Origin of the sequence: Streptomyces sp. NPDC007084, assembly GCF_040703595.1 — a bacterium.
Classification (GTDB): domain Bacteria; phylum Actinomycetota; class Actinomycetes; order Streptomycetales; family Streptomycetaceae; genus Streptomyces.
This window is the reverse complement of sequence record NZ_JBEYFY010000025.1, coordinates 93441-108094: the sequence shown is the minus strand read 5'-3', so window position 1 is coordinate 108094 and position 14654 is coordinate 93441. Positions and strand designations below refer to the sequence as shown.

Annotated in this window: 12 protein-coding genes; 5 read left to right on the top strand and 7 right to left on the bottom strand. The window is 73.7% G+C overall.

Going from position 1 to position 14654, the window contains the following annotated elements; genetic code table 11:
• A partial coding sequence (locus AB0912_RS21380; protein WP_366701991.1) for an ABC transporter substrate-binding protein occupies nucleotides 1-1091 on the top strand: 1091 nt, incomplete at its 5' end.
• Here the strand turns inward: AB0912_RS21380 and AB0912_RS21375 are convergent.
• Nucleotides 1067-2524 (bottom strand): LysR family transcriptional regulator, encoded by a 1458-nt coding sequence (locus tag AB0912_RS21375; protein WP_366701989.1) that lies wholly within the window; start codon nucleotides 2522-2524, stop codon nucleotides 1067-1069. The two genes, AB0912_RS21380 and AB0912_RS21375, sit on opposite strands and share 25 nt — an antisense overlap.
• Before the next feature lie 307 nt (nucleotides 2525-2831).
• On the bottom strand, nucleotides 2832-3581 hold the full coding sequence (locus AB0912_RS21370) for an SDR family NAD(P)-dependent oxidoreductase (RefSeq protein WP_366701987.1): 750 nt from the start codon (nucleotides 3579-3581) through the stop codon (nucleotides 2832-2834).
• Nucleotides 3582-3996: 415 nt separating this feature from the next.
• On the opposite strand from AB0912_RS21370, the gene AB0912_RS21365 reads away from it, so the two are divergent.
• The 4 genes from AB0912_RS21365 (at nucleotide 3997) to AB0912_RS21350 (ending at nucleotide 8361) form a co-directional block, all read left to right on the top strand.
• Nucleotides 3997-5223, top strand: a complete 1227-nt coding sequence (locus AB0912_RS21365; RefSeq protein WP_366701985.1) for a cytochrome P450 — start codon at nucleotides 3997-3999, stop codon at nucleotides 5221-5223.
• A 584-nt stretch (nucleotides 5224-5807) separates the two neighbouring features.
• Nucleotides 5808-6005 carry a ferredoxin gene (locus tag AB0912_RS21360; RefSeq protein WP_366701983.1) on the top strand — a complete coding sequence of 66 codons (198 nt, stop codon included), beginning with the start codon at nucleotides 5808-5810 and terminating at the stop codon, nucleotides 6003-6005.
• Nucleotides 6006-6016: 11 nt separating this feature from the next.
• Nucleotides 6017-7315 (top strand): serine hydrolase, encoded by a 1299-nt coding sequence (locus tag AB0912_RS21355; protein WP_366701981.1) that lies wholly within the window; start codon nucleotides 6017-6019, stop codon nucleotides 7313-7315.
• Nucleotides 7312-8361, top strand: coding sequence for an EamA family transporter (locus tag AB0912_RS21350; RefSeq protein WP_366701979.1), 1050 nt, complete (start codon nucleotides 7312-7314; stop codon nucleotides 8359-8361). Before AB0912_RS21355 ends, AB0912_RS21350 begins: the two co-directional genes overlap by 4 nt.
• 73 nt (nucleotides 8362-8434) lie before the next feature.
• Here AB0912_RS21350 and AB0912_RS21345 read toward each other — a convergent pair whose 3' ends face one another.
• The 5 genes from AB0912_RS21345 to AB0912_RS21325 all read right to left on the bottom strand — a co-directional run bounded on the left by AB0912_RS21345 (nucleotide 8435) and on the right by AB0912_RS21325 (nucleotide 14646).
• Nucleotides 8435-9487: a GNAT family N-acetyltransferase gene (locus AB0912_RS21345; RefSeq protein WP_366701977.1), complete on the bottom strand. Its 1053-nt coding sequence runs from the start codon at nucleotides 9485-9487 to the stop codon at nucleotides 8435-8437.
• Complete coding sequence (locus AB0912_RS21340; protein WP_366701975.1) at nucleotides 9484-11304, bottom strand: ABC transporter substrate-binding protein; 1821 nt, start codon at nucleotides 11302-11304, stop codon at nucleotides 9484-9486. The genes AB0912_RS21345 and AB0912_RS21340 overlap by 4 nt, the downstream gene beginning before the upstream one ends.
• Nucleotides 11301-12479: a GNAT family N-acetyltransferase gene (locus AB0912_RS21335; protein WP_366701973.1), complete on the bottom strand. Its 1179-nt coding sequence runs from the start codon at nucleotides 12477-12479 to the stop codon at nucleotides 11301-11303. The genes AB0912_RS21340 and AB0912_RS21335 overlap by 4 nt, the downstream gene beginning before the upstream one ends.
• Nucleotides 12476-13891 (bottom strand): ATP-grasp domain-containing protein, encoded by a 1416-nt coding sequence (locus tag AB0912_RS21330; protein WP_366701971.1) that lies wholly within the window; start codon nucleotides 13889-13891, stop codon nucleotides 12476-12478. Before AB0912_RS21330 ends, AB0912_RS21335 begins: the two co-directional genes overlap by 4 nt.
• A gap of 353 nt (nucleotides 13892-14244) precedes the next feature.
• A complete protein-coding gene (locus AB0912_RS21325) occupies nucleotides 14245-14646 on the bottom strand; it encodes a hypothetical protein (RefSeq protein WP_366701969.1) in 402 nt (133 codons plus the stop codon).
• Nucleotides 14647-14654 lie beyond the last annotated feature (8 nt).

The following is a 14654-nucleotide window of genomic DNA, read 5'->3' as shown; positions in this document are numbered from 1 at the left end:
GCCGGCTCGACACCGGCGCCGAGTACCGGCTGCGGCCGGTCGCGACGGGGCCGTACCGCCTCGTCTCGTACACCCGGGGTGAACTCGCCGTGCTGGAGCGCAATCCGCACTGGGACCCGGCGACCGACCCGGTCCGCCGGCAGCGGGTGGAGCGCGTCGAGGTGCACCTCGGCAAGGACCCGCACGACGTGGACCGGATGCTGCTCGCCGGGGAGGCGCACATCGACCTCGCCGGGTTCGGGGTCCAGCCCTCGACGCAGGAGAGAATCCTGGCCGACCCGGCGCTGCGCGCGAACGCCGACAACCCGCTGACCGGGTTCACCTGGATCTACTGCCTGTCGAGCCGGATCGCGCCGTTCGACAACGTGCACGCCCGCCGTGCCGTCCAGTTCGCCACGGACAAGGCCGCGATGCAGGAGGCGTACGGCGGTTCGGTCGGCGGGGACATCGCGACGACCATCCTGCCGCCGACCCTCGACGGTCACCAGGACTTCGACCGCTACCCGGTGGGCCCGGAGGGGCGCGGCGACCTGGAAGCGGCGCGCGCCGAACTCGCCGCCGCCGGGCTGCCCGACGGTTTCCGGACGAAGATCGCGGCCCGCAAGGACCGGCTCAAGGAGTACCGGGCCGCCGAGGCGCTGGCCGCCGGGCTCGCCCGGGTCGGCATCGAGGCCGAGGTCCTGGACTTCCCCTCGGGCGACTACTTCGACATCTACGGCGGCTGCCCGGCCTATCTGCGCGAACACGGCATCGGGATCATCATGTTCGGCTGGGGCGCCGACTTCCCCGACGGTTACGGGTTCCTCCAGCAGATCGTGGACGGCCGGGCCATCAAGGAACGCGGCAACCAGAACATGGGCGAACTCGACGACCCGGAGATCAACGCCCTGCTCGACCGCGGCGCGACCTCCGCCGACCCGGCCGAGCGCGCCGAGATCTGGCACCGCATCGACCGGCTCACCATGGAGCACGCGGTCATCGTGCCCTACCTGTACCCGCGTTCGCTCCTCTACCGGCACCCGGACGCCCGCAACGTCTATGTGACGGGCGCCTTCGGGATGTACGACTACGTGGCGCTCGGCGCGAGTTGAGGCAGCGCGGACGCCGTGTCCTGCCGGTGGGCTCCCGCCGTCACCGGCAGGGCGAGGCTCCGGCAGGACTGTGCCGCCTCCTGGAACTCCGCCTCGAAGCGGCCCAGTTGGTGCAGGAAGCCCCGGGTGGAGCCGGTGAGTTCGGTGCCCCGGGCGCTGCGCAGCAACAACTGCGCGCCCAGGCCCAGTTCGAGGCGGTGGATGCGGCGGGTCAGCGCCGACTGGCTGATGGAGAGCACGGCCGCCGCCCGGTTGATGCTGCCGTGCCGGGCCACCGCCCGCAGGACGTGCAGATCGTCCACGTCGAGCTTCCGCGCCGCCCGCCCGGTGCCGGACACCGGCGGCGCCTCCCGCTCCGTACGGCCGTCCCGGGTGGTGCGGGCGGCCGCGGTGACCGTCCGTTCGCGGTGCCAGCGTGTCCACCACGGGTCGGCGAGCAGGCCGAGGTGGCACTCGGCGAACCGCCGCAGATAGCGGTCGGCGAGCAGGTCGGCCAGGTGTTCGGCGAGCGCGCCGGGGACGACCGTCGGGTCGACCAGGAGGCTGGTGGAGCGGTGCGGGCGCTCCACCAGGGACCGGTGCACCACGGACGGGGCGACGACGGCGGGGCGGGTCGGGGAGCCGAGCCCGATCGCGTCGCCGCGCCGCAGCATGCCCCGCGCGACGGAGGCGCCGGTGACGTGCAGCGCGGCGGGGGCGGGCAGCCCGGCCGCCTGGAACACCCGCGCCACCAGCACCTCCGAGTCGGGGCCGACCTCCGACACCCACGTCTCCTCCCGCAGGTCGGCGAGCGAGAGCGCGCCGCCGCCGGCCAGCCGGTGGCCGTGCGGCAGGGTGACCCACAGCGGGTCGTCCAGGACGGGGTAGGTGCGGACGGCGCGTTCCACGGACCGGCCCGGGGTGTCCTCCAGGCTCCAGGTGTGCGCCGCGTCCACGTGGTAGCCGGCCAGCCTGCGCATCACCTGCTGGGGGGTGTCGTGGTGTACGGACAGCAGGATGTCCAGCGCGGCGGCGGCGTCCTCGACCACGTCCTCCAGGAACGGTTCGGCGGAGGCGATGGCCAGCACGGCGGGCGCGTCGAGGGCCTCGGGACCGTGCCCGAAGATGTTCGTCTGGACGGCGAGGTCGACCTGCCGGAAGAACCGGCGTCCGGCGGCCAGCAGACGCGAGCCCGCCGAGGTGAGCCGCGCGGTGTGCCGGCCGCGCAGGGTCAGCGGCAGCCCCACCGCCTTGTCCAGCCGCTCCAGTTGGCGTTCCACGGCGCCGCCCCGCGACCCGGTCCTGCGGGCGGCCTCGGTGAGGTCACCGCACTGCCCGACCGCGTCCAGCAGGGACAGGTCGGGGCGCGTGAAGGGGAAACCGGCGGGAGCGGTGTCGGGGGGAGAGGTGAGTGCAGGCTTTATCGCAGGCGGTGTTTCTGACCCGGAAGACAATGTCGGTTTCCTTTGTGGTCAAGGACTGTGCCGTGTGATTGTCCGCAGTGAATCGGTGAATTCGGTTGGCGCTCAGTGGGGTTGGCCGAAGGGGGTTCTGGCCGAAGGGGGTGGCCGAATTCCGTGTATGTCGCTGCGGTGATGTTAGGCACGTCCTCTCTCCGGGCTCTCCTCGATCGGGGAGAGGGGCCGGAGACCTTCCGGAGACCGGGGCCGGTGCGGGGCCGGTGCGGGTCCGGTACGCGGCCGGTGGGGGGCCGGGTGGGTCCGGGTGGAGGGTCCGGGTGGAGGGTCCGTCGTGGGGCTTTCAGGCCTGGTCGGTCGGGCGGATGAAGATCTCGTTGACGGTGGCGTGGGCCGGCGCGGTGACGGCGTAGCGGACCGCCTCGGCGATGTCCTCCGCCTGCAACTGGCGGATTTTCGCGACCCGTTGCTCGATCGCGGCCTTGGTCGGCGCGTGCGTGATGTGCTCCCGCAGCTCCGTCTCGACCGTGCCGGGCTCGATCACCACCACCCGCACCCCGCGCTCGGTGACCTCCTGGCGCAGCCCCTCGCTGAAGCCGTTCACCGCGAACTTGCTCGCGTTGTAGCCGGCCGCGCCGCGCCCCGCGATCCGGCCGGCGATGGAGGAGATCTGCACGACCGTGCCCTGGTTCGCGAGCAGGTGGGGGAGGGCCGCGTGGGTCATGTACATCAGCCCGAGGACGTTGGTGTTGATCATGCGGGTCCAGTCGGTGGTGTCGGCGCCCTCGACGGGGCCGAGCAGCATGATCCCGGCGTTGTTCACCAGGATGTCGAGCCGGCCCAGGGTCTCCACCGTGGACCGTACGGCGTCGGCGGCGGCCCGTTCGTCGGTCACGTCCAGCTCGACGACGTGTACGGCGGCTCCCGTCGCGGCGAGTTCGTCGGCGAGGGCGGTGAGCCGGCCGACCCGGCGTGCCGCCACGGCGACGGCCGCGCCCTGTGCGGCGAGCGCTCGCGCGGTGGCCGCGCCGATTCCCGAACTCGCGCCCGTGACGAGCGCGACCTTTCCGTGCAGTGCTGATGTCGACGTCATCATTCCCCCGGGGGGTGGGTGGTGAAAGGACGGGTGGTGGAAAGTGGTGCGTGGGGAGGGGTGGCCAATAGGGGGAGTCAGGGGATACGGGGTAGGGGCGGGAATCGCGGGGTGCCGAATCGACGGGGCGCCCTGCTTGCTTCCGGCCCTTTCCAGCCCTTTCCGGCCCTTTCCGGCTCTTGTGGTCTCGTGGTCAGGGCGCAGGCGGGGTCAATTGGGCGCGGATAAACGGACGTTAGCAGCCCGGCAGGTGGCGGGTGAATGGCCGGCGGAGCCGCAGGTTATGACTGTTTCCGGCCGGTTATGCGTGCCGGGCCCGGGGCCCACCGCGTCGGTGCGCGGGCACGGCAGATTGGGGCGGCGACAGCACGTCGGCGCGACCCCGGGCAACGGCCCGCGCAGCGATAGGCGGTGGATGATGCAGAACGACGCGGCACTCCAGGACGAGACGGCGGCCCCCTCGTACCCGATGCCACGGGTCTGTCCGGTGGACCCGCCGCCGCAGCTCGCCGGACTGCGCGCCGGGCCCGCCGCGAGCAAGGTCACGCTGTGGGACGGCAGCCGGGTCTGGCTGGTCACCTCGCACGCCGGCGTGCGGGCCGTGCTGGGCGATCGCCGGTTCACCGCCGTCACCAGCGCGCCGGGCTTCCCGATGCTGACCCGCACCTCCCAACTGGTGCGCGCCGCACCGCACACGGCCTCCTTCATCCGCATGGACGAACCCGACCACTCCCGGCTCCGCTCGATGCTCACCCGGGACTTCCTGGCCCGCCGGGCGGAGGAGATGCGGCCGGTGCTGCGGGAGCTGCTCGACGGGATGCTGGCCGAGCTGGTCGCCTCCGGTGAGCGGCCCGTCGACCTCGTCACCCGGCTCACGACCCCCGTGCCCTCCAAGGTGATCACGCTGCTCTTCGGCGTGTCCGAGGGGGACTTCATCGAGAGCCGCAGCGCGATCCTCATCGACCGTGGCTACACCCCCGAGCAAGTCGCCGCGGCGCGGGACGAGTTGGACGGGTTCCTGCGTGAGCTGGTCGAGGAGCGGGTGGCCGATCCGGGTACCGACCTAGTGAGCCGGCTGGTGACCGAGCAGGTGCGGCCCGGCCGGCTGAGCGTCGAGGAACTCGTGCCGATGTGCCGGCTGCTGCTGGTCGCCGGGCACGGGACGACCGCCAGCCAGGCCGCGCTCAGTCTGCTCAGCCTCGCCACCGACCCGAACCTGGCCGGTGCGCTCGCCAAGGACGAGACGCTGCTGCCCAAGGCGGTGGACGAGCTGCTGCGCTTCCACTCCATCGTGCAGAACGGGCTGGCCCGCGCCGCCGTCGAGGACGTCCAGCTCGACGACGTGACCATCCGGGCCGGCGAGGGGGTCGTCCTGTCGCTGGCCGCCGGGAACCGGGACGAGCGGGTGTTTCCGTCCCCCGACACCCTCGACCCGCACCGCGACGCCCGCCGCCATCTCGCCTTCGGGCACGGCATCCACCAGTGCCTCGGCCAGTGGCTCGCCAAGGTCGAGATCGAGGAGATGCTCGCCGCCGTCCTGCGCTGGATGCCGGGCGTGCGCCTCGCGATCCCCTTCGAGGAACTGGACTTCCGCCACGAGGTGTCGAGCTACGGCCTCGGCGCGCTGCCGGTGACTTGGTGAGGGGGCCGGACGGGGCACCGGGCGTGAGCGACGGGGGCGGCCCGCGTAACCCCGGCGGCACCGGGGGACGCCGGGACTCAGGGGACGCCCGCGACCCCGGGAGCTTGGGTGACCCCGGTGACCGCAGGGGTCTTCGCGACTCCAGCGGTCCCGGCGCCCTCGCCGACCCCGGGCGCGCCCGCACCTCCGAGGGCACCCGCGACCCTGGCGAGGCCCGCGACCCCGGTGATGCCCGCAACCTCGGCGAGGCCCCCGGCCCCGGCGATGCCCGCGACCCCGGCGATGCCCGCGACCCCGGCAGCCCGGGTGACCCCGGCAGCCCGGGTGACCCCGGCAGCCCGGGTGACCCCGGCAGCCCGGGTGACACCGGCGGTGCGGGTGCCCCCGACAGCCCGGGTGCCCCCGGCCGCGCGAGTCCGGACCACTCGGCTACGCCCCCGTCCGGCCCGGCAGCGCCCCCATCCGGCCCGGCGGCACCCCCGTCCGGCCCGGCGGCAGCCCCAGAAGGCCCGGCGGCAGGCCCCGAGGCCGCGCAGGCGGGCCCGGAGAGCGCCGGCCCCGACGTCGGGGACCAAGGCGCCGGGATGACGGTTGCCGTCGTCCCCGACGCCTGCTGTGCCATGGGCCGGTGCGCCGCGACCGAACCCCGTCTCTTCGCGCAGGACCCCGACACCGGCACCGTCGTGCTGCTCGACCCCACCCCCGCACCCGCCCTGCGCGAGTCGGCCCGGCTCTGTGCCGAGCTGTGTCCGTGCGGCGCCATCACGGTCACCGAGAGCTGAGTGGAGCGATGATGATCCAAGCCCCTGGTTCCCCGTCCGTTGCCCCCGAGGCGGCGCTCGCGGCCGACGGCTCCCCGATGGGGGAGGCGGCGCGCTGGGCGGTCGGCCTGCTGACGGCACCGGACCTCACGGCGGACGACGTCACCCTCGACCGCTTCGTCCCCACCACCGCGCCCGGGCGCGCCCGCAGCTTCCCCGCGAGGGTGGGGGAGTGGCGCGAGAAGGGGCCGTTCACCGTCCTCGACTACCAGCCGATCGCCCACAAGGGCTGGGTCACCCTGGCCGGCCCGGGCGGCGCGCGGCACACCCTGTCGCTCACCCTGGACTCCTCCGGGCTGATCCGCATCCTCACCTTCCTGCCCGAGATCCGGATTCCCGAGATCGACGACTGGGCCGCGCTGGAGGACGCGCTGCGCGTGCCCGGCGTCGAGCACTCGGTCCTCGCCGCGCGGCTGACGCCCGACGGGATCGAGGTGCTGCACGCCTCGGACGCGGACCGCCCGATGCCGGCCGGATCGGCGTACAAGCTGTACGTGATGCGGGCCCTCGTGCGGGCGGTAGAGGACGGCGAGCTGGGCTGGGACGACGAGGTCACCGTCCGGCCCGAACTGCGCAGCCTGCCCACCGGCGACATGCAGGACCTGCCGGACGGCACGCGGGTCTCCGTGCGCGAGACGGCGTACAAGATGATCGCGATGAGCGACAACACCGGCGCCGACCTGATCGCCGACCGGCTCGGCCGGGAGGCCGTCGAGCGGGCCGTCGCCGCGTCCGGGCACCACGACCCGGCACTGCTGCGGCCCTTCCTGACCAGTCACGAGGTCTTCGAACTCGGCTGGGGCAAGCCGGAGTCGCGGGCCGCGTGGGCGGAGCGGGACGAGGCGGGGCGGCGCGAGCTGCTGCGGGCGATCGCCGGCCCGATCACGGTCCGCGGCTCCGACCTCGGCGAGACCGTCCACCGGCTCGGCCTCGACTGGCACATGAACGCCTACGACGCCGTACGCGTCCTCGACGGGCTGCGCCGGGACAGCGCGCGCGACACGACCGGGACCGTCGAGCACATCCTGACCGCCTACCCCGGCGTCGCCTTCGACCCCGAGCGCTGGAACAGGGTCTACTTCAAGGCCGGTTCCTGCCCCGGCGTCATGATGTTCTGCTGGCTCCTGGAGGACGCCGAGGGCACCGCGCACGTACTGGTGCTGCGCCAGTGCGCGGACGAGCAGAAGCCCATCGGGGACGGCCTGTTCCTGCGCGGCCTCGGCTCCCGGGTCGTCAACTCCCCGCTCCTGACGGCGAAAGCCGTCCGGTGAGCGTCCGGGACCGGCTTCTCGCCGTCCTCGTCGCCGTGCTGTGGGGGCTGAACTTCCTCGCGGTGCGGGTCGGGCTCGACCACTACCCGCCGTTCTTCCTCTCCGCGCTGCGCTTCGTCGTCCTCGCGATCCCGGTGATCGTCTTCGTGCCCCGCCCGAAGGTCCCGCTGCGCTGGCTGGTGATCTACGGACTCGGCTTCGGCGCCATGCAGTTCGGGCTGCTCTTCCTCGCCATCGACCAGGGCATGCCCTCCGGCCAGGCCTCCGTCGTGGTGCAGGCGTCGGCGCCGTTCACCATGCTGCTCGGCGCGCTGCTGCTGGGCGAACGGATCTCCCGTCGCCAGCTCGCCGGGGTCGCCGTGGCCGTCGCCGGCATGACCCTGATCGCCGTCGAACGGGCCCGCAGCGCGGCCCTGTTGCCGCTGCTGCTCACCCTGCTCGCGGCGCTCGGCTGGGCGTTCGGCAACATCGCCAGCCGGCGTGCGCGGCCCGACCATCCGCTGCGGTTCGCCCTGTGGATGTCGGTCGTGCCGCCCCTGCCGCTGCTGGCCCTCTCGGCGGTGATGGAGGGGCCCGGCACGGGCTGGCGCGACTTCGGCGCCTCGTTCTCCGCGGACGGCTGGCCCGGCCTGGTCGCCCTCGTCTACACCGCGCTGGCCGGCTCGGTGGTCGGCTCCGGCATCTGGACCACGCTCCTGAAGCGGTACGAGGCGGGCAAGGTGGCGCCGTTCTCCATGCTGGTACCGGTCGTCGCGGTCCTGGCCGCCTGGCTGGCCCTCGGCGAACAGCCGACCCTCTGGTCCGCGCTCGGCGGCGCGGCGGTCGTCACCGGCGTCCTGCTCGGCACGGGCTGGACCCCCTTCGGCCGTCGCCGCACCCCAGTCGGCCGCCCCGCCCCGGCCGGTCGCGCCGCGCCCCCGCCCCCGCCGCCGGTGGAGGGCGCCGCCGCGGTCCCGCCACAACCGGCGCGACCGTTACAACCACCGCGACCGGCGCGGCCGGCGCCCCCCACCGCCCGGAGCCGGCCCGGAGACGTCCGGCGCTGACCTGTGGCTGTGCCCGCTCACCCGGTGAGCGGGCACAGCCACAGGTGACCGAAAGCCTCCAACGACGCCCGGATCAGGGCGCGTTGGACGATCCGACCAGCCCGGTCCAGGTCGTCCAGCGGTCGGTCGGGGTGAAGCCGAGGGAGGCGTTGACCCCGATCATCGGGGTGTTGTCCTCGGCGTTCGTCGTTTCGATCAGACGGACGGCGGGCTCGTGGCGCAGCACGTACTCCAGGTTCGCGAGCTTCAGCAGCCGGCCCAGCCGGTGGCCCCGGTGGGCGCGGTGGACGACCGTCATGCCCTGGAGCGCGTACGCGGGGTTGCCGGTGGTCTTGGAGACGCTGGTGTACCCGGCGAGCCGGCCGCTCTCCTCGTGCAGCACACCGGTGTGGTACGCCTTCCGGCCGCGCCCGACCCGCATGGTCTCGAACTCCCGCGCGTAACTGGTCCCGATCTCCTGCTCCTCGCCCAGGTCTCCGCTTTCGTTCTCCGACGACTCGTCGCCCAGGGACTGTTCGAGGACGGAGACGCGTACCGCGTACTCGTCCGGCGTGATGGTTCCCCAGGTCACCAGGGTGTAGCCGGGAGGGGTGTCGGGGACTCCGGAGGCCAGCGGGTCGTGGGCGCCGAGGTCCAGCCACTGGTGCACCCCGGCCGGGGCGGCGGCCCGGCGCGCGCCGACCGCCGCGGCGAAGTCCGCCGGCGCGGGGTCCCGTCCGGGCCCGCCGGGAAGCGGCTCCACGACGGTCCCGGACAGCACGGAACGGCCGTGCCCGGCGGCGAGTTCGCCCGCCCGCCCGTACAGCGCGCGCCCGATGCCCCGGCGCCGCAGCTCCGGGTGGACGAGGAGCTGGTCGACCCGGGCGAGGTCCGCGCCGTCGGGCAGCGCGAGCCGCAGCGCGCCGACGACGCGGTCCCCCTGGCCCTCGTGGCGGACCACCCAGTCCTCCAGCTTGGTCGCGGGCGGCGGGAAGCGCAGCGAGCCCGTCATGTCGGCGGCGCAGGGCGGCGCGGCCCCCGGCACGTCCCCGGCCGCGTCCTCCAGCAGCGTCAGCCACTGCCGCACGGTGGTCTCGTCGTCGGCGGCCAGCGGGCTGAACCGCATGCCCCGGGTGCTGTCGTTCACGGTGTGGTCTCCCGGTCGGGGTCGGCACGGTCGGTGTGGTGGGTGCGGGCTGCGCGGGCGGTGCGGTCGGCGGGGTCGGCGGGGTCGGTGCTCTCGGCGAGATCGAGATCGAGATCGAGGTCGAGGTCGAGATCAATGCGGTCGGGGGCGACGCCCATCGCCTGGACGTCGTAGAGGCCGAAGGCGGGATGGACGTAGACGTTGGTGACCCACGGGTTGCGGAAGTGCAGGGTCTTGTCGTGGACCAGCGGCAGGATCACGGCGTGTTCCATCACCAGGCGTTCGATCTCCCGCCAGTGGCGGGCGCGTTCGGCCGGGTCCGTGGTGTGCAGGCTGCGGTCCACGAGGTCGTTGACGCGCGGGTCGTCGAGTTCGGAGATGTTCCAGTTGCCGCCGTTGCGGCGGATCTGCCGGCCGTCGACCAGCGGTGCGAGGAAGCCGTACTCGGTGGGGAAGTCGGCGCCCCAGTCGGTGACGACGAGCCCGAGCGCGTGCTTCCGTATCGTCTCCGGGTGCCCGGCGCCCAGGCTGAAGTAGCTGGCGACGTCCAGCTCCTTGACGGTCAGCCGGATGCCGACGCGGGCCACCGACTCCGCGACCGCGTCCGCGACGAGCCGGAACTTGCCGCGCTGGGTGCCGATCACCGCCTCGAACCCGTCCGGCAGCCCCGCCGCGGCGAGTTCGGCGCGCGCCGCGTCGAGATCGCCGCGCAGGTCGGGCCCGGTCGGATAGAGGTCGAGACGCTGGTGGGCGGGGAGCCGGGGCGGGAAGAGGGCGGTGGTCAGGTCGCCGCCCACGACCGGTCCGCCACGCGCCTGCTGGAGCAGGATCTTGTCGGCGGCGTAGTGCACGGCCCGCCGCGCGTGCACATCGCCGAACGGCGGGACGTGCGGCTGGAGCGAGACGAAGTGCAGGAAACTGGTGCGCGGGTTGTCGGTGCGCGAGCGCAGCACGCCGTCCGCCGTGACCCGGTGCTGCGCCGCGTGCTGGAGTCCCCGGCCTTCGAGGTTGATGTCGAACTCGCCCGCGATCAGCCGCCGGTCGAGTTCGTCCACGTCCACACCGATGGTCAGCTCGACCCGGTCGGGCAGCGCCGGACGGACCGGGTCGGTGGCCCGGTCCCAGAACGGGTTGCGTTCCAGGTGCAGGAAGCGGCCGGGCCGGTGCGCGGCGATCCGGTACGGGCCGCTGGAGCGCGGGTTCTCCCCGTACTCGGCGCCGAGGTCCGCGCGGCGCGGCACCGGGGCGGCGGCGGGCTGTGCCATCAGGTGGTCGAAGTCGGAGAAGGGCCGGCGCAGGTGGAAGACGATCGTGCGGTCGTCGGGCGTGCGCACCGACTCCAGGGGTTCGTCGGTGCGGTACGGGCCCGGGTAGGGCCGCGCCGGATCGTCCAGCAGCGGGATCAGATAGGTGGGCCCGCCGGGCAGCACGTCCTGCGCGAACACCCGCTGTACGGCGTTGCGTACGTCGTCGGAGGTGAGCGGCGAACCGTCGTCGTAGCGCAGGTTCGGGCGCAGCCGGTAGGTCCAGGTGCGGCCCCCGTCGGCGACCTGTCCGGGGCCCTCGGCGAGGTCGGGGACGGGCACCAGCCCGGCGGGGCCCGCGTCGGCGGGGTACGCCATGAGGGTGCGGTTGAGCATCCGCTGGAGCAGCCAGACCCAGACGTAGTAGGTGCGGGCCGGGTCGAGGGAGTCCACGTCGGCCGAGGACACCAGCCGCAGGGTGCCGCCGCGCGCGGCCGAGGGGTTGACCACCGCCCCGACGCCGGCGTTCCAGCCGGCGCCCGCGAGGGGGAGCCGTTCCGTTCCGGTACTCATCGTGTGCTCGCCTCCGTACGGCGCTCCCGGCCCCTCCTGTCCCCGGCCCGCCCGCGGGGCAGCCGGAGCAGGAAGGCGTGTTCCTCGCTCGCCAGGCAGCCCCGGGCGAGCTTGGCCTCGATGCTGCCGATCCCGGCGTGCAGGACGGCCACGCCCTCGCGGGCCGCCGCTTCGAGGACGCGGTAGTACAGGACGTCGTAGTAGAGCGGCAGCTTGCCCTGGGCGTCGTAGTCGAAGCCGGCGCGGTGGCCGAACCACTGTTCCTCGCCGCGCGCCCGCGACCGCAGCACCATCCCGAAGCCGATGATGATCCCGTCCTGGCGCGCCACCGACACCATCGCGTCCTCGCCCATGACCTCGGAGATCCAGCTCAGCAGGGACGCCGAGTGCTCGGGGCTGGCCGGGTTGCCGTACTTGCGCAGCAGGTTGCAGTCGAGTTCGCCGAGGCGCGGGGCGAGTGCCTTGGTGAGGGGTTCGAGGTGCACCTCGACCTTCGCCTCGGCCAGGGCCCGGCGCTCCAGGCGCACCCGGCGGCGCCGGTGTTTGCTCATGTTCGCCAGGAACTCGTCCCAGCCGCCGGGCGGGATGGGCAGCCAGGCGTAGTGCGCCGAGAGGTGCGAGCGGTAGCCGCGCGCGTGCAGCAGGCCGGTCAACCCGGCGTCCCGGACGTCGACATGGGGGAAGCAGACGCTGGCCGCACCGCGTTCCTCGGCGAGTTCCTCGGCGCGCTCCACCAGCGCCTCGACGTCACCGGGCCCGGCGTCGGGTCCGGCGAGGGCGCGGGTGCGGCCCAGGTGCCGGCCGCCGCACACCAGGGACGGCAGCAGGGCGGCCGGATCACCGTCGGCGACCTCCCGCAGGACCTCCCGTGCCCCGGGCGTGCCGCCGTCCTCCAGGGCGTGCGCGAGCATCGCGTCCGGGCGGGCCAGCAGCCAGGGCACGGAGTCGTCGGCCCAGGCGGCGACCAGCCCGGCGACGGGCTCGCCGCCGCGCCGCCGGACCAGGAAGTCCATCGTGGTACCGGAGTTGCGCTCCTGCACCGCGAGCCAGCGCGGGGTCTGGAAGAAGTCCTCCGGGCCGAGCAGACCGTCCCAGCCGGCGTCCGGCAGGGCGGCGGCGTCCGCGACCGGCCGGACGTCGCCGTGACCGGCCGGATACGGACCGGCGCCGGTCACAGCCCCTTCTTCCCGGCCGAGGCCGCCCGGTCCCCGGCGGCCAGGTCTTCGGTGGCCTGGTCTTCGGTGGCCTGGTCTTGGGCGGCCTGGTCTTGGGAGGCGAGGTCCCCGGTCCCGGACCCGGGCTCCTCGTCCTCGACCACGAAGTCGAGGTGCGCGGCGGCCTTGTCGGCGAGGGCCTGGGCCTCCAGGCGGTCGGGGCCGTTGCAGTAGGTGAAGCCGACGCAGGAGGAGTTGTCCATCCGCTGGAGCAGATGGTCGCCCTTCTCCACGTGCAGCAGCACCTGCACACCGGGCACCGAGGCGGCGGCCTCCACCCCGTCGACGCGCCGCAGGACACCGCGCCGGGTCGGGTAGATCATGCGGACGGCCGCGCCGCCCGAGTGCCGGACCGGCTCGATCGCCGGGACCTCGCCGATCGCCAGCAGCCAGGCGTCCAGGATGGGGCTGCGCCCGGTCACGTCGGTGACCAGCATCGTCATACAGCTCGACGGGGTGCGCGGGTTGGCCTCGATGATCCGCCAGCCCGACTCGGTGCGCCGCACCTCGGTGTGGCAGGGGCCGTGGTCGTAGCCGATGGCCTCCAGGGTGGCGATGACGGCCCCGTAGAGCTGTTCGCGCTCGTCGTCGGGCAGCGACACCGGGAAGGTGTGGCCGCACTCGATGTACGCCGGGTCGCCGAAGAGGTCTTTCGAGGTGACGCCGTAGACGTGGGTGTGCCCGTTCACGGTCATGGTCTCGACGCTGACCTCGACGCCCTCGACGTACGTCTCCAGCAGGACGTCCCCGGAGCGGGGCTGGCCGCGCAGGCTCCGCCGGATGCCGGACAGTTCCCGCCAGGCCTCGACGAGCTGGTCCATGTCGTCGACCCGGCGCACCCCGTAACTGATCGCCTCGGCGGGGGGTTTGGCGATCATCGGGAAGCCGAGCCGGCGGGCCGCCTCGGGAAGCTGCCCGGCGTCGCCGACCAGCACGTGCGGGATGTTGTACGGCACGTCGCCGAGGGCCACCCGCAGCCGGTCCTTGGTGTTGGCCTTCTCCACGGCGGCCGGGTCGGGACCGGGCAGGCCGAGCCGGCGGGCCGCCTGCGCGGCGAGCACCGTGTGGTAGTCGGAGAACGAGGTCAGCCCGTCCACGAGCGGTGCGCCGTCCTCGCCGGTCACCACGGCGAGCACGGCTTCGAGGTCGGTGGTGTCGACGTCCAAAACCCGGTCGACCGCGCCGGCCAGCGGGTGGGAGTCCCAGTCGTGCCCGTGGGTGTACCAGGACCGGTCGCCGGTCAGCAGCCACACCTCCAGACCGTGCTCGCGGGCCTGGTACAGACCGAGGACGAACGGGTGGTTCTGCATGTGCTCGACGATCGCGACGCGCTTGCCGGCGAACATCGCGTAGTCGGCCAGGGGTGTTGTCATGGGAACCGCCTCCATGGTCCCGCCCGCCGATCAGGTCGGGGGCGGCGCAGTCGACTGGCGTTGCCCACCAGTTGACCGCGCGGCCCCGCCGCTGGCCACGAATCGGGTGGTCACACGCATAGGCGGTCGGCGAGGCGCATAGGAACCCCGGACGCGCAGGCGGCACACGGCACGCCGGTCCCGTACGGAGGAGTCGCCCACCCGGGGCCCGTACGGACGAGTCGCCCACTCGGGGCCCGTACGCCCGACATCGCTCAGGCCGCCCCGTACGGACGACATCGCTCAAGCGGCCCCTTATGGACGACTCCGTGCCGCCGGAGCTGCTCAAGCGGCTTGCTTACAGGGCGAGTTGCCTACTCCGGCCGTGGCTGTGTCAGGGCCGCGAGGCCGCCGAGTACGGCGAACAGGGCCAGGAACGCGGCCGTCGCGGCGTCCCCGACCGCGTCCTCCACGACGTGCCCGCCGATGAGGAACCACCCCACCGTGCCCACCAGCAGCAGGAGATGGTTGCCGCGCTCGCCCAGCAGGCGCATCCCCGCCCACAGCAGCAGCGGCATCGACAGGACGCCGGCGGCCCCGGCGAGCAGCGATTCGAGGGAACCGGTGAGGAAGGCGTCCTCGCTCGCCTCGCGCACGCCCTGCGCCCAGGAGCGGCAGGACGTCCAGACGCCGTAGCAGACGACGGCGGACACCGCCGCGACGGCGGTGCCCTTGGCCCAGCGGGTGGTCCGTCCCGCGATGGTGCGGTTGGTCATGGTGGCAG